Raw genomic sequence first — 20,586 nt, 5'->3', positions numbered from 1 at the left:
GACACCCGCTTCTGGCCTCAAACGCCGGCCGGGCTGTTTCGCCTCATGCGCCGGCGGGGCTGTTTCGCCTCATGCGCCGGCGGGGCTGGGTGGCCTCATGCGCCGGCCGGGCTGTTTCGCCTCATGCGCCAGCGGGGCTGTTTCGCCTCATGCGCCGGCGGGGCTGTTTCGCCTCAAGCGCCGGCGGGGCTGTTTCGCCTCATGCGCCGGCGGGGCTGGGTGGCCTCATGCGCCGGCGGGGCTGTTTCGCCTCATGCGCCGGCCGGGCTGATTGGCCTCATGCGCCGGCCGGGCTGATTGGCCTCAAACGCCGGCGGGGCTGTTGGGTCGGGTTGTGGTTGCCCGGCCGGCGTTTGTGGGTGGTGCCTACATCGCCACGTCCATGATCAGGTCTGCCAGGGACTCGTCGACGCGGTTGAGTTCCTGGGCGTAGCGGCGCATTTCGCCGCTCTCGCGCTTTGCGTCGGACTCGCCTTGTTCCTTGGTGCGGAGGGCCGCGCCGACCTCGTCGCGGATCGACTTGATCTCCGCGTCCAGGCCCTGGGCGATCGCGTCGCGCATCTTGCGGAGTTGTTTGACGACCTCTTCGCCCAGGTTGGTGACGTCGGTGTCGGCCTGCTTGCGCAGTTCCAACTGGACCTGTTCGGCGACCTGTTCCTTGAGGCGGCGGTTGGCCTTGTTCAGTTGCAGCGCGCCCTTGAACACGGTCGAGCCGAGCACCGCGCCGAGGATCACGAACGGGCCCAGACCGACCAGGAACGCCGCCGTGCCGACCGCGATCTGCGGCAGCAGTGCGGTGAGCATCGACCGGAGGTTGAACTTGCCGCCGGAGACCGCCGTCGCCGGGTCGAGCACGAAACTGACCGCGTCCGCGAGCAGCCGCTCGATCGGTGTCGAGGGCTTGCCGTCCTCGTCCGTGCCGACCGGCCCCGACGTGAGCGACGCGCGGATCTCGTCGATGCGCGTGACGAACTGCTTCACGTCGTCGTCGATCATCCGCTCCATATCCTCGACGCGACGAGAGACGAGCGGCTTGAGCTCGTTCTCCTGCCACTGCGCGAACTCGACCTGGACCCGCCCGGAGAGATGGTCGGTGATCTCCTTGACCGCCGCCTCCATTTTCTCGCGCGCGTTGAACGGATTGGCGCCGATGGTGTTGCTCGGGTCGTACTCCTGCGCCCAGTTCGGGATGTTCGCGGCGACCCGGTCCATGAACCGCCGGGTCGCGGCCTCCACCTCGCCGCGGGTCTCGCGCAGGTGCTCCTCCATCTGCGCGACGATCACCCGCCGGTTCTGCTCCAGCCGGGTCAGCGGGCCCTGGACCCGTTCGTAGGTGGCCCGCAGCTCCTCGACGTCCTGGGTCAGCAGCGCCTCCTTGCGGTCGATCTGCTCGCGCGCCTCGATCAGCAGGTACTTGAGCTCGCGCGCGGGAGACAGGATCTTCGCCCGACCGCGCTCCCGGGTCAGGAACTCCTCCAGACCGCGCTCCAGTTCGGGCATCCCGGAGCCGGCCAGCAGGTCCGGGTCGCCCTTCTGCCGGCCGGTCAGCGCGGCCCGGGCGTTCACGAAGAACACCCGGTCGGGGCGGGAGAGATAGGGGGAGAGACGCTTGCGGATCTCCCGCTGTACGTCCTCGCGCTCCTCCTCCTCGACCAGGTTGATCTTGTTGCCGACGTAGAAGACGTCCTCGTGGCCGCGGGCCTTGACGTGTACGTCCAGGAAGAGCTGCTCGCTGCGCGACATCGCGGCCTGGCAGTCCACCACGAACACCAGCACGTCGGCCTGTTCGAGGTAGTTCAGGGTGACCTTCTCGCGTTCCGGGGCCTCGTTGAGACCCGGCGAGTCGACCACCACGACGCCGTTGCGGCACAGTTCCAGCGGCCAGCGCACCACCGCCCGCTCGTACGGGTTCGGGGTGTTGTCGTCGTCCGCGCCGATGGTGACGTAGTCGGCGATCTCGTCCACGCCGACGGTCAGCGGTTCGCCCGCCGTACCATCCGCCTCCAGCGGATAGATCAGCGCGGAGCGGGTGTCACCCCACGTGACCTCGTTGATGATCGCGGTGCACGGCCGGGCGAACGAGGGCAGCACCTTCTCGCCCAGCATCGAGTTGATCACCGTGCTCTTGCCGCGCTTGAACTCGCCGACGATCATCACCTTGAACGCCTCGGACGCGGCCCGCTGCTTCAACGAGTCCAACTTCTTGACGCCCGCGCCGATCCGCAACCCGGCCACGATCGGCGTGAGCCGGTCGATCAGGCCGACCAGGGTCTCCTGCCGTGCCCGCCACGCGCCGTAACCCGCGTAGGCCCCATCGGCCGCCCCGTGACCCTTGTCCACCCTGAACGCTCCCCTCCTCGACGGCGTCTCAGCCTCTGGCGCCCAGCATGGTGTCGAGCTGAACCCCGAGCTGCTCGCTGCGCGAGACCAGATCCTGCCATGCGGGTCCATCGGTGCCGACCTTGGCCAGCGCGGTCCGGCGATCCGTCCGCCACGCCTTCTGGCCCCGCACCGCCTCGTCCATCACCCCGGCGTACAGCGTGTGCAGGCGCTTGGAGACCTCCTCGGAGAAGCCGCCGAGCACGTCCTCGACCATCGGCTCCAGCGCCTTCATCGCCTGGGCGCGCTGTGCCTCGGTCAGCGACGTCGACTTGACCTCGCCGAGCACCATGCCGCCCGCCGAGGCGGCCATGCTCGCGCCCATCGGCAGCGCGGAGACGCCACCGGTGAGCGGGATCAGCAGCGCGCCGAGCACGGCGAGGCCGGTCGGGCCGATCCGCCAGGCGAGCTTGCGGCTCTTGAGGTCCTTCAGACCCAGCGACTCCGCCTCGCCGAGTTCGAACTCGGTGGAGAGCTGCTCGACCTTCTCCAGCCGGTATCCGCTGCCGCGCCCGAAGTGCAGCTTCATCTTCGCGTCCAACCACTGCACGTCGGCCTGCACGCTGGAATGCAACTGGGCCTCGAACTTCTTGGCCAGCGCGGTCAGTTCACGACGCAGGCGGAACGGCAGGTCGCGTTCCCACCAGGTCCGGGGGTCCGGCGCGCGCTCCATCTCGTAGCGCATCGTGTCCAGCAGGTCGCCGCGGGAGAGCTGGAGGTGCTCGCGGAACTTCTCCGCGGTCTGCGTGCGCCGCTGCTGGAGTTCGACCCGGACCTTGCCCCACTCGGAGGACATCCGGTCGATCTCCACCTCGGACCGCTCGGCGGCGCGCTGCCGTTCGGCCGCGCCGAGCTCGGCCGCGGCCAGGCCGTCCCGGCCCACCTGGGCCATCTCGCCCAGCAGCGCGAGTAGTTGGCCGGCGGTCTGCCGCGAGCGCATGCTGCGCCGGCCGCCGGAGGTGGAGTACTCGGTGATCCGCTCCAGCACGCCGGCCACCGGCGAGAGGTCCTCGCGATGCGGACCGGCCAGCACCTGGAGGATCGGCGAGATGCGGCGCACCCGGCCGCCGAGGTAGTCGACGATGTCCTCGCGCTCGTCCTCGTCGACGGTGTCCAGCTTGGACACCACCACGGTGATCCGCGGCACGTGCCGGGCGATCACCTCTTCCTCCAGGAACGCGGTCTCGGACAGGCCGAGCGGTGCACTCGCGGAGACCACCATCAGCACCGCGTCGCTCGCCGAGACCGTGCGCCGGACCAGGTCCTCGGTCCGGCGGTCGTGCTCCTCGGCGTCCTCGCCCTTGCCGCGCCCGGCGTTGATGCCCGGAGTGTCCACCAACTCGATGTCCAGGCGGGCCAGTTCGGGTTCGGCGACGAGCACCCGGACGCCGATCAGCCGGGCCGCGTCCGAGTCCCGACGCTCACTCAGCCGGTGCACCTCGTCCCAGGACGCGGACACCGCCGGCCGCGGCTCGGCCCGCCCGTCGGCGAACTGCAACTCCAGGCGCGGCTCCGGTCCGGAGGCGATCACCAGAGGCACGGGCGTGTGTCGACCCTCGGGCAACACCGGGGCGCCGAGCAGTCGGTTGATCAGCGAGGTCTTGCCGCGGCCGAATTCGCCGACCACCGCGACGCGCAGTCCCGGCCGGCGCATCCGCGCCCGCAGTCGGTCCAGTTCACCGGCGATCGCGTCCAGGCCGAAATCGTCGGCGATCTTGTGCGCGTCGTTGATCCGCCGGCCGAGCGTGGTCGCCGACGGCGCCTGCTTGACCAGGCTGGTCACCGATCCGGGCGGGGGCGGCGCGGACGCGGGTACGGCCGGCGCGTCGGCCGGGGTGCCGTGCGGGGTGACGGGCGTACGCGGGGCCGGCGGCGCGGGCGCGACGACCTGCGCGGCCGGTGCGGCCTGCGGCAGTCGTGCGGCCGGCGGCGGCGAGGCGACCGGCGGCGACGAGGCGACCGGCGTCGGCCCACCCGACCCACCCGACCCACCCGACCCACCCGACCCACCCGACCCACCCGACCCGCCGGATCCACCCGACCCACCCGACCCGCCGGATCCACCCGGGCCACCCGCGCCGGACGGGCCGCCCGCGAGGCGGCCCGCCCAGTCCGGATTCGGCCCCGGAACGGTCGAGGCATCGCCCGCCGGGCGCGGACCCGGAGCCGGGGCCTGCCTCCGGTCCGCCGTCTGCCCCGACGGGCCGGGTCGGCCGGTGGGCGAGTCGCCCGAGTCGCGACGCGGCGCCGCCTCACGCGGCGCACCCGCGCGCAGCCACGAGGCGGTGCTCGGCACGAGCTGGTGGTACGCGGCCACCGCGCCGGAGGGCATCACCCGCGCGTACAGCCCGGCGAGGATCTTCGGTCCGCCCTTCGCGTCCGCCTCGGGGTCGGCCAGGAAGCGGCCGAGCGACTGGAAGAAGCGGGCCCGCTCGGCCAGCCCCTCCGGCCGCATCGACAGCGCCCAGGCGGCCTCGTCCCCGATCGTGCTCTCGACCGACTTCGCGACCTCGGGCAACTCGGTCAGCTTCACGTGCCGCAGCACGTCCTCGGACGGCCAGGCCCACTGGACCGCGCCCCACACCGGGTGGATCGGCAGTTCGCGGCGCCCGGGGGTGGCCTTGCCGACCCCGATCAGGCTCCACAACGTCCAGCCGGCCGCGGTGCGCTCGGGCACCGGCGGCAGCGCCACCGACTCCATGGTGACCCAGCCGCGCAGCTCGTCGCTGCGGTGGATCCCGCTCAACAGGCCCGCGACGCCGGGGCGTCGGCGCGGCTGTACCTGCGCGGCCTGGCGCAGCACGTGTTCACGATCGAACGACATGTGTGGTCCCTACTCCCATCGAATCCGTTGTGATGTCGAACGATCAGGCGTGCGTCGGGTGTGCCACGATCATCGTGGTGTCCCGGTCCTGCCACGCGTTGACGAAGTCGGCCAGCGGGATCGGCTCGGTCTGGCCGAACGGCGCGCCGGAGTCGTTGAGCAGGACGTAGACGGATCCGTCGGGCTGGGTGTCGATGCCGGTGACCCACACGGCGTGCCCCATCGTCGGGTCCTGCTCCAGCGGCGCCCCGGTGTTCGGGTCGTGCACGGGGGACCAGATCTCCTGCGCGTCCAGGGCGACGATGACCTGGTCGCCCTTCTCCAGCGCGTCGAGCATCTGGCGCATGTCGGCGCCCGGAACCATGTCCGTGTCCACACCGTGCATTTCCAGCAGCTTGCCGATGTCGTCGGTCCTGGTGCCGGTCTCGGGGTCGTAGATGCCGGCCTGCTGGGCCTCGGTCATCAGCGCGTTCTCGTCCAGCGGCACGCCGGTGAGCTTCTCCAGGATCATCCCTTGGGAGACCACCGCGCAGCTCGTCGGGCTGGTCTGCTGCTGCCAGTACTGCGCGTCGCCCACCGGGTCGCCGAAACCGTCGAACTGGGCCGGTGTCCAGTTGTCCGGCGCGTGGTACTCCCAGTTGCCGCTTCCGTCGTCGACGGCGCCCCACTGCGGGCTGACGCCCTGGCCGTGGTCCGCGGCGGGCCCGGGGTCGTAGCCGGCCGGGTCGGCGTACGGGTCGGAGCCGCCGTACGGGTCGCTGCCGTACGGGTCGCCGTACGGGTCGGCGTAGGGATCGCCGTAGGGATCGGCGTACGGGTCGTTCGCGTAAGGGTCGTTGGCGAGCTGGTCGTCGCGCCACTGCTGACTGGGCGTGGCCGGGGGCACGTTGCCGTCGTTCGGGTCGAACATCTGCGGGTCGTACATGTCGATCTTGCCGTCGCCGTCGCTGTCCGCGTGGAACGGGTCGTAGTTCGGGTCGTGCAGCGGATCGAAGTTCGGGTCGGTATACGGCAGAGTGGAGTTGGGGTAGGCGCCGTTGGACTCGCCGCCCGCGTCGGTCTCCCACAGTGGTGCCGCCCCGACAGTGCCCCCGTCGGCGGTGTCCAGCGTGTCGATGGTGTCGTCGGAGACCATCGCGAACAGGTCGTCGTCGTGCGTGTAGTCGCTCATCTGCCGAATTCCCCCCGGCGTGTGAGGCGCTCGCGTTGGCTGTTCACCGTGCCGCGGCGCCGTTCCGTCTGCCTGTCCGCGTCCTGCAACAGGCTTCTGCGAGCCGCGAGAATATCCTCACGGCGGTGATGCTCGGCCACCATCTCGGCGACCGCCGCCTCGTACCTGGCCCGATAGCGGTCCACGTGTCGAGAGACGTCCAGCGAGTAGTGCGTCGTCGCCGCCCCGACGGCCTCGTCGATCTGTCGGGACAAACCGTCGGCGACGGTTCGCAGTGTCTGATGCATTTCGGCGCGTGCGTGGTTCCGCAGGGCCGTCATGTCGGTGGATGCGAGGGAATCGGCCACTTTGGCCATGAAACCGCCGAATCCGGCCCGGCCGGACGGGGCTCCCGGATCGCCGTTCCGGCCGCCGCCGAACCACTGGTCCAGGGCGCCGCCGATCCGCGCGCCGGGCGTCCTGGGGGCGGTCGGATCCAGGCGCACGGCGCGGATCTGCTGGGTCACGCCGGTGACCGAGTCCTGGTAGGCGCGCATCGCGGCGTCCGCGAGCTGATGCCCGGTCAGCACGGTGACCCGGTCCGGGCCGTCGGCTCGGGCGATCGCGCCGAGCTTGCGATAGGCCGCCTCGAACGCGGTGTCCGCGGCGGCCCGCGCGCTCTCGGCCGCGGTCGCCAGCGCGCCGGTGACCGCCTGCTGCACGATGTCGCCGATCCGGGGCAGGCCCTGCCGGATCAGCTCGGGCGCGCGGACGCCGATCACCGCGCGCAGTTCGTCCGGGGTCTCCGCGCCGTCCAGGGCGTGGTCGATCTCGGCGCGGGTGTAGCGCCACCACTGCGGCGCCATGCCGCCGACGGCCTGCTGGGCGCGCTGGGCACCGGCGCCGAGCAGGCGCGCGGTCTCGCCGTGTTGGGCCCGGACGAAGGCGGCCATGTCGGCGATCCGGGCACCGGCGAGTTCGCTCTCCTCGGCGTCGAGCCGCTGTTCGGCGAGGGTCACCTCGCGGCGCAACTCGTCGAGCAGGTCCTCCAGCAACCGCAGCAGGTGGTCGGACACCGCGACGATGCGTTGACGCTGCATCAGGTCCCGGAGTCGGGCCAGTGTGCGCGGGAACTCCTCGGCCCAGTAGGCCTGCTCGGGGCCCCGCAGCGGTCGGTTGCCGGCCAGCCGGACCACCGGCTCGGCGGCAACCGGCTCGACGACCGGATCGGCCACGCCCAACATCCGGGCGAACCGCCCGCGGACGTGGGCGAGCAGGTCGTCCCGCTCGTCCTCGTCGATGTGGTCCATCTTGGTGACCAAAATGATGCAGCGGCGCAGTTGTCCGGGATCGAGCGCGTCGGTGAGGAACTCGGCCAACGACACCGGCGACGGCGATGTGGACGCGGTCAGCACCGCCGCGACGTCGGCGATGTCGCGCATCACGGCGCGGGTGATCTCGGTGTGCCCGGCCCGGGCGTTGGTGCCGGGTGTGTCGATGATCACCAGCCCGTCGCGCAGCGCGGCGGCGGGGTGGCGCACCTCCAGGCTCTGTACGTGCGGCGCGATCGCCTCGTCGGCGGTGAGCAGGCGCAGGACGCCGGCCGTGTCCTCGGGCACGACCACATGCGGTGCGAGGTCGGCGAGCATGCCGCCGAGCGGGCTGGCCGCGCCGGTGTATCGCCCGGAGGGATACACGTAGCGGATCCCGTGGCCGCTGAAGCGCACCTCGACGGCGAACTCGTCGCCGTGCGTGATCCTGGTCGCGGCGCCGGTGGTGGGCAGCGCCGACGTGGGCAGCAGGTCCTCGCCCAGCAGCGCGTTGATGAAGGTGCTCTTGCCGGCCGAGAACTCGCCGATCACGGCGAGGTAGTAACGGTCGTCCCGCAGCCGGGTCTCGATCTCGCGGATCCGTGCCGTCAGTTGTGCCAGGCGCTCCTGGTCGCCGACGATGCGACGGACCATCGCGAGCGCGAAATCCAGGTGATCGGAGGTCTCGGTGAGCGCCTCGACCACATCGCGTCGTTGTGCACGATCCCCGGCCATGCCGCGAGAATCCACCACCGCGCCCCCTCCCGACGGTGCCCTCCCCGATGTACGGGCGATCCTGTCACGCGGGCCCGAATCCCGTCTCGATGGATCGAAAGCGGATTCGGGCCGGGCGACGGAACGGCTGTGCCTCTTGTGTGACGGCCGTCCGGATGATGCGATGAGGGCGCCGAGGCGATCCCTCGCACCTGCTCCACGTCGTCACCCAGTCGGCCTGACCGGTCGAAATGGTATGTAAGCGGCGCATAATGGTCGCGTGGGTGTCTCGGCTCGTCCGGCGAGTCGATTCCGATGCGATCAGGAGATGGCATGTTCGAGGAGGCCCAGTATCTGGCCCCGGTCACCCGTAGGGCCGACGGCGGAGTCGAGGTCGAGCTGTCCCGCAGTCACCCGGGATTCGCGGACGCGGTATACCGCGAGCGCCGAAACCGGATCGCGGAACTGGCCCTGGACCACCGGCGTGGGGAGCCCATCCCGGAGGTGGAGTACACCGAGGAGGAGCACGAGGTCTGGCGCCTCGTCTCGCACGAGCTGTCCGTATCGCACGCGGAGTACGCGGTCGCGGACTACCTGGAGGGCACCGCGCGGCTGAAGCTGCCGACGGACCGGATCCCCCAGTTGGAGGAGGTCAGCGGCGCGCTTCAGCCGCTCACCGGCTTCCGCTACCTGCCCGCGGCCGGCCTGGTCCCGCTGCGTGACTTCTACGGGTCGCTGGCCGACTCGTACTTCCACTCGACGCAGTACATCCGGCACCACAGCGTGCCGCTGTACACGCCCGAGCCGGACGTCGTCCACGAGGTGATCGGCCACGCCAACATGCTCGCCTCGGACCGCTTCGCGGCGCTGTACCGGGTTGCCGGCGAGGCCGCCCGCCGGGTGGAGAGCCGCGAGGCCCTGGAGTTCGTCTCGAAGGTCTTCTGGTTCACCCTGGAATTCGGCGTCATGCACGAGGCCGGCGCGCTCAAGGCCTACGGCGCGGGGATCCTGTCCTCCTACGGCGAGATCCGCGAGTTCCGCACCGTCGACATCCGCGACCTGGACCTGGTCGCGATGGGCACGATGCAGTACGACATCACCCACTACCAGGACATCCTGTACGCGGCCCGCTCGATGACCCACCTGGAGGACGTCGTCGGCACCTTCTGGGCGACCTGCACCGACGACTCGATCGCCGCCCTGACGGCCTCGGCGAAGACGCCGTAGCACCCCACTCGTTGTAGTCGTTCACTCGTGCGGGTGATCGGAGACCAACTCTCCGTTCACCCGTACGACCTGCTCATACTCTCGCGTCGACACCCGGGAGACGCGTGATGACCCAAGAGCTCGATACCCAGGCGGCCATCCTCCTGGAAGTGTTCCACGAACTGGACACCCCATCCGATCTGCGGCCCGAATTGGTCGACGGGGAAGTCGTGGTGCGGGTGACGCCGCCCGGCAGCCATGAACACGTGATCTCATCGGTGATCCGCCGTATTCACGCAGATGCGGCCATCGACCTGCAATTCTCCGGCAACAAGGGCCTGGTTGCGCCGAGCATCGGTACATTTCCCCCCAACCACGTCATCCCGGACGGGGTTTTCGTGCCTGCGGCATTGGACGTATTCCGTGGCGCCGCCGCCTGGATGCCGTGCTCGAAGGTGCTCCTCGTTCTCGAGGTCACCGATCGACGGCCGGAGTTGGATCGGGAGCAAAAGCGGCGCTGCTATGCGCGGGGTGACATTCCCTTCTACCTGCTGGTCGATCGCGATGCGCACCGGAGCTCGCTGTTCTCGGACCCCGAGGACGGCGACTACACGAGGATCCAGGTCAGACCGTTCGGTCGCCCGCTCGATCTGCCCGCGCCGTTCGCGATGGCGCTGAGCACCAACGGGTTCGGCTGACTCACACCCGCCGTACGAAGACTCGGCCGAAGTCGCCGCCGGTGGCCAGGAGGGTGCCGTCGGCGGAGAAGACGAGGCGGCGCACGCGTTGGTCGTCGTAGCCGGGCAGGGCCCGCGCGTCGGCCTGGCGCAGGTCCGCGTCGTAGATGTGCAGCGCACTCGTGCGATGGCCGCCCACCGCGAGCCGACGGCCGTCGGGGGAGTAGGCCCACGCGTAGCAGGTGCCCCAGCCGTTCGGGTGGTGCGGATTGTCGAACTGCCAGGCCGGCTCGCCCGTTTCGATCGAGATCGCGAACGGTCCGTGCACCCGGCCCCGGTTGACCACGAGCAGCGTCTCGCTCGGGTCGAAGCCCAGTTCGCCGATCTCCCACGCGAGCGGCACCCGCGCGGTCAACCGGCCGGCCGCCACGTCCCACACCTCGACCTCGTTGGTCGGATCCTCCGTCGCGTCCCGATGCCCGTAGACCACGCCGCGACTCACCCGCCACACCGCCAACAGCCGGCCCGACGCGGACAGCGCCGCGCCGCGGCACTCGGTGGTCGGCGACGCCGTCGACACCTCGCACACCGGCTTGCCCGCGCCGTCCAGCACCTGCACCAGGTCGCCCGCGTCGAAGACCACGAGCCGCTCGCGGGCCGTGTCCCAGGACGGCTGCACCACGTACGGATTGAACAGCGCGTCCTCGAACTGCCGGTAGCAGGCCAGTTGTTCCTCGCGTCCCGTGTCGAGGTCGAACCGGCGGGTCGCGCCGCCGATCGTGTAGACCACGGCCGTTCCGCCGGCGTCGAACAACACGCCGCCGATATCGGTCAGCCGCTCGGCCGCCGGCACGGCGTGCACCGTGCGCCGCTCCCCCGTGGCCACGTCCACCAGTCGGATCGCGCCGTCGTAGCCGACCACCACGGTGTGCCCGTCCGGGTGCAGGTCCAGCCCCCGCGACGAGGTCTTGCCGGGCGGCAGGAACTCCAACACCACCTCGTCCTCGGCCCCGCCCAGCCGGACGAAGCCGGCCCGCATCGCCTTGTCCGCCTCCCGCCGCAGCGCGAGCAGCGCCGCTCCGGCATCGGTGAAATCCCGGCGGGTGTCCCGGGGCGTCCCGTTGCCCGACCAGGCGGAACGGACGAACTCGGTGCCGTGCACGGCGAACATTCGATACTTGGGGCCGGCCGAGCCCGGCAGCACGAGCGTGACCTGTTCCTGTCGCATCCGAGCACGCTAGCGCCGGCCCGGGACTCACACCTCGGACGGCGCCGTCACGAAGTCGATCAGCTCCTCCACCCGTCCCAGCAGCGCCGGCTCCAGGTCGCGGTACGAATCCACCGCCGCGAGAATCCGACGCCACGCCCGCGGCGGGTCGACCGGCCAGCCGAGCGCCGCGCAGACCCCTTCCTTCCACGGGACTCCGCGCGGTACGTCCGGCCAAGCCGCGATGCCCACCGACGCCGGCCGGACCGCCTGCCACACGTCGATATAGGGGTGTCCCACCACGAGCACATGGTCGCCGGTCACTCGCGCGGCGATCCGGCTCTCCTTCGAGCCCGGCACCAGGTGGTCCACCAGAACGCCCAGCCGCCGATCCGGACCCGGCCCGAACTCGCGTACCAGCGACGGGAGATCGTCGATGCCTTCGAGGTATTCCACGACCACGCCCTCGATCCGCAGGTCGTCGCCCCAGACCCGCTCGACCAACTCGGCGTCGTGTCGGCCCTCCACGTAGATCCGGCCCGCCCGCGCGACCTTGGCCCGGACACCCGCCACCGCGACCGAACCCGACGCGGTCCGCCCGGGGGCACGCGCGGGCCCCGGCGCCCGCGGCCGGACCAGGGTGACCACCTCGCCGTCGATCAGGAACCCGCGCGGATCCATCGGGAAGACCCGCAGCCGCCCGTGCCGGTCCTCCAGCGTGACGGTGAACCCCTCAGGGGTCTTCTCCACCCGGACCACCGCGCCACAGAAGCCGGTGGACGCCTCCTCCACCACCAGATCGCGATCGGCCGCGACCTCCGGGACGGGCTTGTCCTTCTTCCATCCCGGGATCAGCGACTCGGGTCCGTAACTGCGCATGACGGTGACGCTAGCCGGGTGACGGTCCGTCAGTCCGGTACGACGCGCCCGGCGGCGACGTCGGCCAGCCACCGGTTCTGCCGGATCACGAACTCCGTGTCGACCACCGCGCCGTGTCCGGGCAGCCAGACACTCGCGTCCAGCGCGCGCACCCGGGCCAGCGAATCGCTCCACTCGGCGGCGAACGCGTCCGAGCCGAACAGCGGCGGTCCGCTCTCCTCGACGATGTCGCCGGCGATCAGCACACCGCAGTCGGGCACGTGCACGACCAGGTCGTGATCGGTGTGTCCGCGGCCCGGCGCGTACAACACCACCTCGCGCCCACCGAGGTCCACGGTCACCGGCTGCTCGCGGGCCACCAGCCGGGTCGGCGGCACGATCCGCGCGGCGTTCATCAGATCCGGGTCGAAGCCGTGCGAGATGCCGCTCGCGCGACCGGCCTCGGCGTACCGCTCCAGATAGTCCGGCAGGTCCGCGTGGCCCCAGACCTCGGCGTCGGGGAAGGCGCGCAGCACCTCGTCGTTGCCGAAGCAGTGGTCGAAGTGACCGTGCGTGTTCACCACCGCGACCACCCGGTCGGGCAGGTCGTGCGCGGGCAGCTCACGAGCCAGCGAGGCCAGCAGATTCGCGGCCTCGTGGTCGTGCGATCCGGTGTCCACGAGCAGGATCCCGTCGCGTCCCGTGACGACCGCCACATTCAGCTCCAGGCCGGGCAGCCGACGGCGCAGGACGCCCGGTCCGATCGGCTCCCAGGTGGCGTGTTTCGGCTGTTCGGCGCGTACCATGCGTCAACCTTGGCACGGACTCAGGGGTACGGTCCGGATCGGGTGACCCGTACACTGGCACTCGGCGGGACGGAGTGCCAACCAGCGTGACGAACCGCCGCGAACGGGACAGGCAACGGGCGGAACAACGGGTCAGGAGGTGCGCACCATGCTCGACGATCGCAAGCAGGACGTGCTGCGCGCCATCGTGCAGGACTATGTGGCGACCCAGGAGCCGGTCGGCTCCAAGGCGCTCGCGGACCGACACAACCTCGGGGTCTCCCCGGCCACCATTCGCAACGACATGGCCGCGCTGGAGGAGGAGGGCTACATCACGCAGCCCCACACCAGCGCCGGCCGCGTGCCCACGGACAAGGGCTACCGGCTGTTCGTCGACCGGCTCGCGGGTGTCAAGCCGCTGTCGGGCGCCGAGCGCCGGGCGATCCAGACGTTCCTGGCCGGCGCGGTGGACCTGGACGACGTGGTGGGCCGGACGGTGCGGCTGCTCGCGCAGCTCACCCATCAGGTGGCCGTCGTGCAGTACCCCTCGCTGACCCGCTCGACGATCCGGCACGTCGAGCTGCTCACCCTCGCGCCGACGCGCGTCATGCTCGTGCTGATCACCAGCACCGGCCGAGTCGAGCAACGGGTGATGGACACCCCCGGCCCGGTCGGCGAGAACCTGCTCGCCGACGTGCGCGCGCGACTGAACAGCCGGATCACCGGCAAGCGGTTCGCCGATGTGCCGTTGCTGGTCCAGGACCTCGCCGAGCCGTTCACCGCCGAGGAACGGCCGATCGTGGCGGGCATCCTGGCCACGCTGCTCGACACCCTGGTCGAACACAAGGAAGAGAAGGTCGTCCTGGCCGGGACGGCCAACCTGACCCGCTTCGGTATGGACTTCCCGAACACGATCCGCCCGGTCCTGGAGGCACTGGAGGAACACGTCGTGTTGCTGCGCCTGTTGGGCGAGGCGACCGACCCGGGCATGGTCGTGCGGATCGGACACGAGAACATGCACGAAGGACTGGCCGCGACCTCGGTGGTCGCCGTCGGATACGGCAGTGGGCAGGAAACGCTGGCGAAGCTCGGGGTGCTCGGGCCGACCCGAATGGACTACCCCGGAACGATGGGAGCGGTGCGCGCCGTGGCACGGTACGTCGGACAGATCCTCGCGGAGTCGTAGAGTTGGCTACCGATTACTACGAGGTCCTCGGGGTGCGGCGGGACGCCACCCCGGAGGAAATCAAGAAGGCCTTCCGCCGGCTGGCTCGGGAGCTGCACCCGGACGTCAATCCGGACCCGAAGACGCAGGACCGGTTCAAGGAGATCAACAACGCCTACGAGGTCCTCTCGGACCCGCAGAAGCGGCAGATGTACGACCTCGGCGGCGACCCGCTGTCCTCCGGGGGCGGCGCGGGCGGCGGCTTCGGCCAAGCCGGCTTCGGCTTCAGCGACATCATGGACGCGTTCTTCGGCCAGGCCAGCCAGCGCGGTCCGCGCTCGCGCACGCGCCGCGGCCAGGACGCGATGATCCGGATCGAGATCACCCTCGAAGAGGCCGCGTTCGGCACCACCCGCGAGATCCAGGTGGACACCGCCGTCACGTGCAACACGTGCAACGGCGAGGGCGCGGCGCCCGGCACCACGGCGCAGACCTGCGACATGTGTCGCGGTCGCGGCGAGGTCAGCCAGGTCACCAAGTCCTTCCTGGGCCAGGTCATGACGTCGCGGCCGTGTCCGCAGTGTCAGGGCTTCGGCACCGTGGTCCCGCACCCGTGCCCCGAGTGCGCGGGCGACGGCCGGATTCGCGCGCGGCGCACGCTCACCGTCAAGATCCCGGCGGGCGTGGACAGCGGCACCCGGATCCAGCTCGCGGGCGAGGGCGAGGTCGGCCCCGGCGGGGGCCCGGCCGGCGACCTGTACGTGGAGATCGTCGAGGTCCCGCACACCACCTTCCAGCGGCGCGGCGACGACCTGCACTGCACGGTCACCATCCCGATGACGGCGGCGTCGCTGGGTACCAAGGTGCCGTTGCAGACGCTGGACGGCACCGAGGAGATCGACATTCGCCCCGGCACCCAGTCGGGCCAGTCGATCCCGCTGCACGGGCGCGGCATCACCCACCTGCGCGGCGGCGGCCGGGGCGACCTGATCGTGCACGTCGAGGTGCAGACGCCGAGCAAGCTCGACCCCGAGCAGGAGGAACTGCTGCGCCGGCTGGCCAAGCTGCGCGGCGAGGAACGCCCCTCGGGTCAGTTCACGCCGGGGCAGCAGGGCCTGTTCTCCCGGCTCAAGGACGCGTTCAACGGACGCTGAGACGATGCGCGGCGCGCCCGAGGGCGCGCCGCGCGCGGTTTCGTGGTCGCGGGTGTCGGACGGGCCGATTTTCGGCCGCTTCGGCACCCGCGGCGCGTCGGCGAGGGGACGGCGGCTCCGTCCGCGGCCGGACACTCCCTAGGCTGGGCCGGGCGACACGAGCCGAGCCGAGCCCACCGAGCGAACGGGGAGCATGATGCCGACGAATACCGACCCCACCCGGCTCACCGCACTGCCGATCGTGCAGGCGCCGATGGCCGGCGCCGCCGGACCCGCGCTCGCGGCGGCGGTGGTCCGCGCGGGTGGGCTCGGCTTCCTGGCCGCCGGGTATCGCTCGGCCGACGAGCTGGCCGCCGAGATCGACGAACTGCGCACGCTGGTCGGCGACGCCCCCTTCGGGGTCAACGCGTTCATGCCGCACCCCACGCCCACCCGCGCCCAGGACGAGCTGACCCGGCGCTACGCGGCCTCGCTCACCCGGGCCGCCGCCCACTACGGCGGCACCGTCGGCACGCCCGCCCCCGGCTGCGAACGCGACGACTGGGACGCCAAGCTCGCACTGCTGCTCGCCCACCCGGTCCCGGTCGTGAGCTTCACCTTCGGCCTGCCCGACACCGAGGCGATCACCGCGCTGCGGGCCGCGGGCACGCTGACCGTGGCCACCGTCACCACGCCCGAGGAGGCCCGCGCCGCCGCCGACGCCGGGGTCGACGCGCTGTGCGTGCAGGGCGCCGAGGCCGGCGGCCACCAGGGCGGATTCGCCAACCCCGACGCGCCCGCCCCGTACGGCCTGCTCACCCTGCTCACGCTGATCGCCGCCGAGACCGAGCTGCCGCTGATCGCCGCGGGCGGCCTGATGACCGGCCGACAGATCGAGGCGGTGCGGCTCGCCGGCGCGAGCGCGGCCCAACTGGGTACCGCCTTCCTGCGCTGCCCGGAGGGCAGCGCGCCCGCCGCGCACAAAGCCGCGCTCGCCGACCCGGCGTTCGAGCGCAGCGTGCTCACCCGCGCGTTCTCCGGCCGCTGGGCCAGGGGACTGCGCAACGGCTTCGTGGCCCGCCACGAGGCCGAGGCTCCCGGGGTCTACCCCTTCGTCCACCACCTGGTCTCGCCGATCCGCAAGGCCGCCGCCGCCCGGGGCGAGGCCGACGGCCTGGCCCTGTGGGCCGGTCAGGGCTGGCGCCTCGCCCGCGAGGAGCCGGCCGCAGAGGTGATCAGCCGGCTCGTCGACGAGATGGCCGCCGCCCGAAAGGCATGCGCTTGAGCGCCCCCGTCTTCCTCGCCCCCGGCGACGCCATCCGGCACGGCCGGCAGGTCGTCCTCGACGGCGCCGAGGGCCGGCACGCCGTCACGGTGCGCCGGCTCGTCGCCGGTGAGCCGGTCGTCCTGGCGGACGGCGCCGGACTGGCCGTGTACGGCACGGTCAACCGCACCGAGGGCAAGGACAGGCTGTACGTCGACGTCGACTCGCGCACCGAGGAACCCGCCCCCACGCCCCGGATCGTGGTGGTCCAGGCGCTGCCCAAGGGCGACCGCGGCGAACTCGCGGTGGAGACGATGACCGAGGTCGGCGTCGACGTGATCGTGCCGTGGGCCGCCTCCCGCTGCATCACCCAGTGGAAGGGTGAGCGTGGGGCGAAGGCCCTGGCCAAGTGGCGCTCGACCGCCCGCGAGGCGGGCAAGCAGGCCCGCCGGCCGCACCTGCCCGAGGTGACCGAGCAGATGAGCACGCGCCGGGTCACCGCCCTGCTCGGCGCCGCCGCGTTCGCGGGCGTCCTGCACGAGGCGGCGACCGAACCGCTGGCGACCGCCGCGACGCCGACCGAGGGCGATCTGGTCCTGGTGGTCGGTCCCGAGGGCGGGGTGTCCCCGGAGGAACTGGCCGCGTTCGCCACCGCCGGCGCGACCGCCTACCGGCTCGGCCCGACCGTGCTGCGCACCTCCACGGCCGGCGTCTCGGCCGCGTCCGTCCTGCTGGCCCGCTCCGGCCGCTGGGCCTGAAGCGCCGGGCGCGGGACGTGACTACGATCGGGGGCGACCGCCCGTGATCGACTCGGACCCGATGGAGGCACCCATGGCTGCGGGGGAACCCCAGGCCGACTGCCTGTTCTGCAAGATCCTCGCCGGCGACGTCCCGGCCACGATCGTCCACGAGACCAAGGACGTGGTGGCCTTCCGGGACATCAACCCGCAGGCGCCCACGCACGTCCTGGTCATCCCGCGCGCGCACTACGCCAGCGCGGGCGAACTGGGCGCCGAGGCACCCGAACTGGCGGGCACGCTGCTCGCCGAGGCGGCGGTAGTCGCCGCCGCCGAGGACATCGCCGGGTCCGGCTACCGGATCGTCTTCAACACCGGCGCCGGTGCCGGCCAGACCGTGTTCCACGTGCACGCGCACCTGCTCGGCGGCCGCGGGCTGAGCTGGCCTCCCGGCTAGTCGAACGTGTCCACCAGGGAATTCGTCGTCCTCGGCACCGCGAGCCAGGCTCCGACACGGCAGCGCAACCACAACGGCTACCTGCTGCGTTGGGACGGCGAGGGGTTGTTGTTCGACCCCGGTGAGGGCACCCAGCGGCAGATGTTGCACGCCGGGGTGGCCGCGCACGACATCACCCGGATCTGCGTCACGCACTTCCACGGTGACCACTGTCTCGGCCTCCCCGGCGTGATCCAGCGCATGTCGCTGGATCGTGTGCCGCATCCGGTGACCGCGCACTACCCGGCCAGTGGGCAACAGTGGTTCGATCGCCTGCACCACGCGACCGCGTTCCACGAGACCGCCGTGCTGATCGAACACCCGTTGGCGGGAGAACACGTCGAACTCCCCGCCGGGCCCTTCACCCTGCACGCCCGCCGGCTGTCGCACCCGGTCGAGTCGTACGGCTACCGCGTGGTCGAGCCGGACGGCCGTCGGATGTTGCCCGAGCGGCTCGCCGCACTGGGCATATCCGGCCCGGACGTGGGCCGGATCCAGCGCGAGGGCCGGGTCGGCGCGGTGACCCTGGAGCAGGTGAGCGCGCCTCGACCCGGGCAGAAGTTCGCCTTCGTGATGGACACGCGGCTGTGCCCGGCCGCGGTCGAGCTCGCGCGCGACGTGGACCTGCTCGTGTGCGAGTCCACCTTCGCCGACGCCGACGCCGACCTCGCGCGCGAGGTCGGCCACCTCACCGCGCGCGAGGCGGCGGGGATCGCCGCCGAGGCGGGCGCCCGCCGGCTGGTGCTGACCCACTTCTCCCAGCGCTACACCGACGTGGGGCCGCTCCTGGAGCAGGCCCGCGAGGTTTTCCCGGACACCGTCGCGGCGCACGACCTGGATCGGATCGAAGTCCCCAGGCGGCGTCCGGTACCGGAATAATCTCCGGGTCCGCCACGCCCGGAGAGTTACCATTGAGCAACATCGAACCGCTTCCCGAGCACGGAAATGAGGCGTGATCAGGCCGCCAAGGCCGCCCATGGCTCCCACGACGAACGCGCGAGGCGCGAGCTCCGAGAACACCGCGCGAGACACCCGGCGCGAAACTCCGACCGCGCAGGCCCAGGCGAAGATCACGATCCCCGCCAAGCACCCCATGGTGGCGCTCCTCGGTTCCGGCGACTCGTTCCTGCGAGTGGTCGAGCAGGGGTTCCCCGAGGCCGACATCCACGTCAGAGGCAACGAGGTCACCGTCTCCGGTACCGAGGCCGACGTGGCCTTGGTCCGCCGGCTCTTCGACGAACTCCTGGTCATCGTGCGCACCGGCCAGCCGCTCAACGAGGAGGCGGTCGAGCGCTCGGTGGCGATGGTCCGCTCGAACGACGGACACGGTCCCGCCGAGGTGATGACGCTCAACATCCTGTCCAACCGAGGCCGCACGATCCGCCCCAAGACGCTCAACCAGAAGAGCTATGTGGACGCGATCGACGAACACACCATCGTGTTCGGTCTCGGCCCGGCGGGCACCGGCAAGACCTACCTGGCGATGGCCAAGGCGGTCCAGGCCCTGCAGTCCAAGCAGGTCACCCGGATCATCCTGACCCGCCCGGCGGTCGAGGCGGGCGAGCGGCTCGGCTTCCTGCCCGGCACGCTCTACGAGAAGATCGACCCGTACCTGCGCCCGCTCTACGACGCGCTGCACGACATGATCGACCCCGACTCGATCCCGCGGCTGATGGCCGCCGGCACCATCGAGGTCGCCCCCCTCGCGTACATGCGCGGTCGCACGCTCAACGACGCGTTCATCATCCTGGACGAGGCGCAGAACACCTCGGCCGAGCAGATGAAGATGTTCCTGACCCGGCTCGGGTTCGGGTCGCGGATCGTGGTCACCGGGGACACCACGCAGGTCGACCTGCCCGGTGGCACCCAGTCGGGGCTGCGCGTGGTGCAGGAGATCCTGCGTGGCGTGGACGACATCGCGTTCTGCAACCTCACCAGCGAGGATGTGGTCCGACACAAGCTGGTCGGCCGGATCGTGGACGCGTACGCGCGCTACGACATCCAGGTCGAGGCCGACGGTCACGCGAACGGCAACGGGGATCTGCCCAGGTCGCGCGGCCGGCGGCCGGTCGACAAGAACGGTCGGGGCAAGCACACAGTGAACATGCAAACAGTGGAACGGGAAGTGAACTGAAGGCCATGTCCATCGACATCGCCAACGAGTCCGGCACGGGGGTGGACGAACACGCGATCGTGGACGTCGCCCGGTGGACGCTGGACCGTATGCGCATCCATCCACTGGCGGAACTGTCCGTGGTCATCGTGGACGAACCCGCGATGGAACAACTGCACATCCAGTGGATGGACCTGCCCGGTCCGACCGACGTGATGTCCTTCCCGATGGACGAGCTGCGTCCCGGCAAGGCCGACGAGGACCCCCCGCAGGGGCTCCTCGGCGACGTCGTGTTGTGCCCGACCGTCGCGCAGCGCCAGGGCGCGGCGGCCGGCCACTCCATGGACGACGAGCTGCACCTGCTCACCGTGCACGGCGTGCTGCACCTGCTGGGCTACGACCACGCGGAACCGGACGAGGAGCGCGAGATGTTCGCGCTGCAGAAGGAACTGCTCGAATCCTGGCGGGAGGCCCGTCGCGCCGCGGGAGACCGCGGATGACCCCGCCGGCGGATACATCCGCCCCCGGCCGGCATCGGACCGGGGGCGGCGGCAGTGCCCGCTGACAG

General features: G+C 71.3%; 17 protein-coding genes. 10 read left to right on the top strand and 7 right to left on the bottom strand.

All coding sequences use genetic code 11. The annotated features are described in order from the left end of the window. Positions 1-366: 366 nt before the first annotated feature. Genes ACIRL2_RS12975 through ACIRL2_RS12960 form a run of 4 tightly spaced genes read right to left on the bottom strand, consistent with a single transcriptional unit; the run spans position 367 to position 8,398 of the window. Entirely contained in the window at positions 367-2,340 is a 1,974-nt protein-coding gene (locus ACIRL2_RS12975) for a dynamin family protein (protein WP_395861987.1), read from the bottom strand. A gap of 28 nt (positions 2,341-2,368) precedes the next feature. Further along, positions 2,369-5,203 (bottom strand): dynamin family protein, encoded by a 2,835-nt coding sequence (locus tag ACIRL2_RS12970; RefSeq protein WP_402231962.1) that lies wholly within the window; start codon positions 5,201-5,203, stop codon positions 2,369-2,371. Positions 5,204-5,246: 43 nt separating this feature from the next. Beyond that, positions 5,247-6,374, bottom strand: coding sequence for a hypothetical protein (locus tag ACIRL2_RS12965; RefSeq protein ID WP_395861991.1), 1,128 nt, complete (start codon positions 6,372-6,374; stop codon positions 5,247-5,249). Continuing rightward, on the bottom strand, positions 6,371-8,398 hold the full coding sequence (locus tag ACIRL2_RS12960; RefSeq protein ID WP_395861993.1) for a dynamin family protein: 2,028 nt from the start codon (positions 8,396-8,398) through the stop codon (positions 6,371-6,373). The genes ACIRL2_RS12965 and ACIRL2_RS12960 overlap by 4 nt, the downstream gene beginning before the upstream one ends. 312 nt (positions 8,399-8,710) lie before the next feature. Between ACIRL2_RS12960 and ACIRL2_RS12955 the strand changes: the two genes are divergently transcribed. Together ACIRL2_RS12955 and ACIRL2_RS12950 are read left to right on the top strand one after the other, a co-directional pair. Beyond that, complete coding sequence (locus tag ACIRL2_RS12955) at positions 8,711-9,604, top strand: phenylalanine 4-monooxygenase (protein ID WP_395861995.1); 894 nt, start codon at positions 8,711-8,713, stop codon at positions 9,602-9,604. A gap of 107 nt (positions 9,605-9,711) precedes the next feature. Continuing rightward, positions 9,712-10,281, top strand: a complete 570-nt coding sequence (locus ACIRL2_RS12950; protein ID WP_402231959.1) for a Uma2 family endonuclease — start codon at positions 9,712-9,714, stop codon at positions 10,279-10,281. A gap of 1 nt (position 10,282) precedes the next feature. Here ACIRL2_RS12950 and ACIRL2_RS12945 read toward each other — a convergent pair whose 3' ends face one another. From ACIRL2_RS12945 to ACIRL2_RS12935, 3 genes are read right to left on the bottom strand one after another with little or no spacing between them, the layout of a single operon-like run. Further along, positions 10,283-11,488 carry a WD40 repeat domain-containing protein gene (locus ACIRL2_RS12945; protein WP_402231957.1) on the bottom strand — a complete coding sequence of 402 codons (1,206 nt, stop codon included), beginning with the start codon at positions 11,486-11,488 and terminating at the stop codon, positions 10,283-10,285. A 27-nt stretch (positions 11,489-11,515) separates the two neighbouring features. Beyond that, a complete protein-coding gene (locus tag ACIRL2_RS12940; RefSeq protein ID WP_395862001.1) occupies positions 11,516-12,346 on the bottom strand; it encodes a DUF3097 domain-containing protein in 831 nt (276 codons plus the stop codon). 29 nt (positions 12,347-12,375) lie between these two features. Continuing rightward, positions 12,376-13,131 (bottom strand): MBL fold metallo-hydrolase, encoded by a 756-nt coding sequence (locus ACIRL2_RS12935; RefSeq protein WP_402231955.1) that lies wholly within the window; start codon positions 13,129-13,131, stop codon positions 12,376-12,378. A gap of 148 nt (positions 13,132-13,279) precedes the next feature. On the opposite strand from ACIRL2_RS12935, the gene hrcA reads away from it, so the two are divergent. The 8 genes from hrcA (at position 13,280) to ybeY (ending at position 20,518) form a co-directional block, all read left to right on the top strand. Beyond that, positions 13,280-14,296, top strand: a complete 1,017-nt coding sequence (hrcA, locus tag ACIRL2_RS12930) for a heat-inducible transcriptional repressor HrcA (RefSeq protein ID WP_026218791.1) — start codon at positions 13,280-13,282, stop codon at positions 14,294-14,296. Between the two features lie 2 nt (positions 14,297-14,298). Further along, positions 14,299-15,429 (top strand): molecular chaperone DnaJ, encoded by a 1,131-nt coding sequence (gene dnaJ / locus ACIRL2_RS12925; protein WP_395862004.1) that lies wholly within the window; start codon positions 14,299-14,301, stop codon positions 15,427-15,429. Between the two features lie 196 nt (positions 15,430-15,625). Next, positions 15,626-16,693: an NAD(P)H-dependent flavin oxidoreductase gene (locus ACIRL2_RS12920; RefSeq protein ID WP_402231952.1), complete on the top strand. Its 1,068-nt coding sequence runs from the start codon at positions 15,626-15,628 to the stop codon at positions 16,691-16,693. Beyond that, positions 16,690-17,430, top strand: coding sequence for a 16S rRNA (uracil(1498)-N(3))-methyltransferase (locus ACIRL2_RS12915; RefSeq protein WP_402231950.1), 741 nt, complete (start codon positions 16,690-16,692; stop codon positions 17,428-17,430). Before ACIRL2_RS12920 ends, ACIRL2_RS12915 begins: the two co-directional genes overlap by 4 nt. 73 nt (positions 17,431-17,503) lie before the next feature. Beyond that, positions 17,504-17,866, top strand: coding sequence for a histidine triad nucleotide-binding protein (locus tag ACIRL2_RS12910; protein WP_395862010.1), 363 nt, complete (start codon positions 17,504-17,506; stop codon positions 17,864-17,866). A 6-nt stretch (positions 17,867-17,872) separates the two neighbouring features. Continuing rightward, complete coding sequence (locus ACIRL2_RS12905; RefSeq protein WP_395862012.1) at positions 17,873-18,784, top strand: ribonuclease Z; 912 nt, start codon at positions 17,873-17,875, stop codon at positions 18,782-18,784. 214 nt (positions 18,785-18,998) lie between these two features. Further along, positions 18,999-20,039 carry a PhoH family protein gene (locus tag ACIRL2_RS12900; protein WP_395862782.1) on the top strand — a complete coding sequence of 347 codons (1,041 nt, stop codon included), beginning with the start codon at positions 18,999-19,001 and terminating at the stop codon, positions 20,037-20,039. A 5-nt stretch (positions 20,040-20,044) separates the two neighbouring features. Then, positions 20,045-20,518: an rRNA maturation RNase YbeY gene (gene ybeY / locus ACIRL2_RS12895; RefSeq protein WP_360304623.1), complete on the top strand. Its 474-nt coding sequence runs from the start codon at positions 20,045-20,047 to the stop codon at positions 20,516-20,518. Positions 20,519-20,586: the final 68 nt, after the last annotated feature.

Origin of the sequence: Embleya sp. NPDC127516 (assembly GCF_044765325.1) — a bacterium.
Taxonomy (GTDB): domain Bacteria; phylum Actinomycetota; class Actinomycetes; order Streptomycetales; family Streptomycetaceae; genus Embleya.
The sequence above is the reverse complement of the archived record's forward strand: the minus strand, read 5'-3'. Positions and strand labels throughout refer to the sequence as shown.

Bases quoted from the DNA above. Each gene is read 5' to 3' on its own strand.
- ACIRL2_RS12970 (WP_402231962.1), bottom strand. From the start codon at position 5,203: ATGTCGTTCGATCGTGAACACGTGCTGCGCCAGGCCGCGCAGGTACAG.
- ACIRL2_RS12965 (WP_395861991.1), bottom strand. From the start codon at position 6,374: ATGAGCGACTACACGCACGACGACGACCTGTTCGCGATGGTCTCCGAC.
- ACIRL2_RS12960 (WP_395861993.1), bottom strand. From the start codon at position 8,398: ATGGCCGGGGATCGTGCACAACGACGCGATGTGGTCGAGGCGCTCACC.
- ACIRL2_RS12955 (WP_395861995.1), top strand. From the start codon at position 8,711: ATGTTCGAGGAGGCCCAGTATCTGGCCCCGGTCACCCGTAGGGCCGAC.
- ACIRL2_RS12950 (WP_402231959.1), top strand. From the start codon at position 9,712: ATGACCCAAGAGCTCGATACCCAGGCGGCCATCCTCCTGGAAGTGTTC.
- ACIRL2_RS12945 (WP_402231957.1), bottom strand. From the start codon at position 11,488: ATGCGACAGGAACAGGTCACGCTCGTGCTGCCGGGCTCGGCCGGCCCC.
- ACIRL2_RS12940 (WP_395862001.1), bottom strand. From the start codon at position 12,346: ATGCGCAGTTACGGACCCGAGTCGCTGATCCCGGGATGGAAGAAGGAC.
- ACIRL2_RS12935 (WP_402231955.1), bottom strand. From the start codon at position 13,131: ATGGTACGCGCCGAACAGCCGAAACACGCCACCTGGGAGCCGATCGGA.
- hrcA (WP_026218791.1), top strand. From the start codon at position 13,280: ATGCTCGACGATCGCAAGCAGGACGTGCTGCGCGCCATCGTGCAGGAC.
- ACIRL2_RS12920 (WP_402231952.1), top strand. From the start codon at position 15,626: ATGCCGACGAATACCGACCCCACCCGGCTCACCGCACTGCCGATCGTG.
- ACIRL2_RS12910 (WP_395862010.1), top strand. From the start codon at position 17,504: ATGGCTGCGGGGGAACCCCAGGCCGACTGCCTGTTCTGCAAGATCCTC.
- ACIRL2_RS12900 (WP_395862782.1), top strand. From the start codon at position 18,999: ATGGTGGCGCTCCTCGGTTCCGGCGACTCGTTCCTGCGAGTGGTCGAG.
- ybeY (WP_360304623.1), top strand. From the start codon at position 20,045: ATGTCCATCGACATCGCCAACGAGTCCGGCACGGGGGTGGACGAACAC.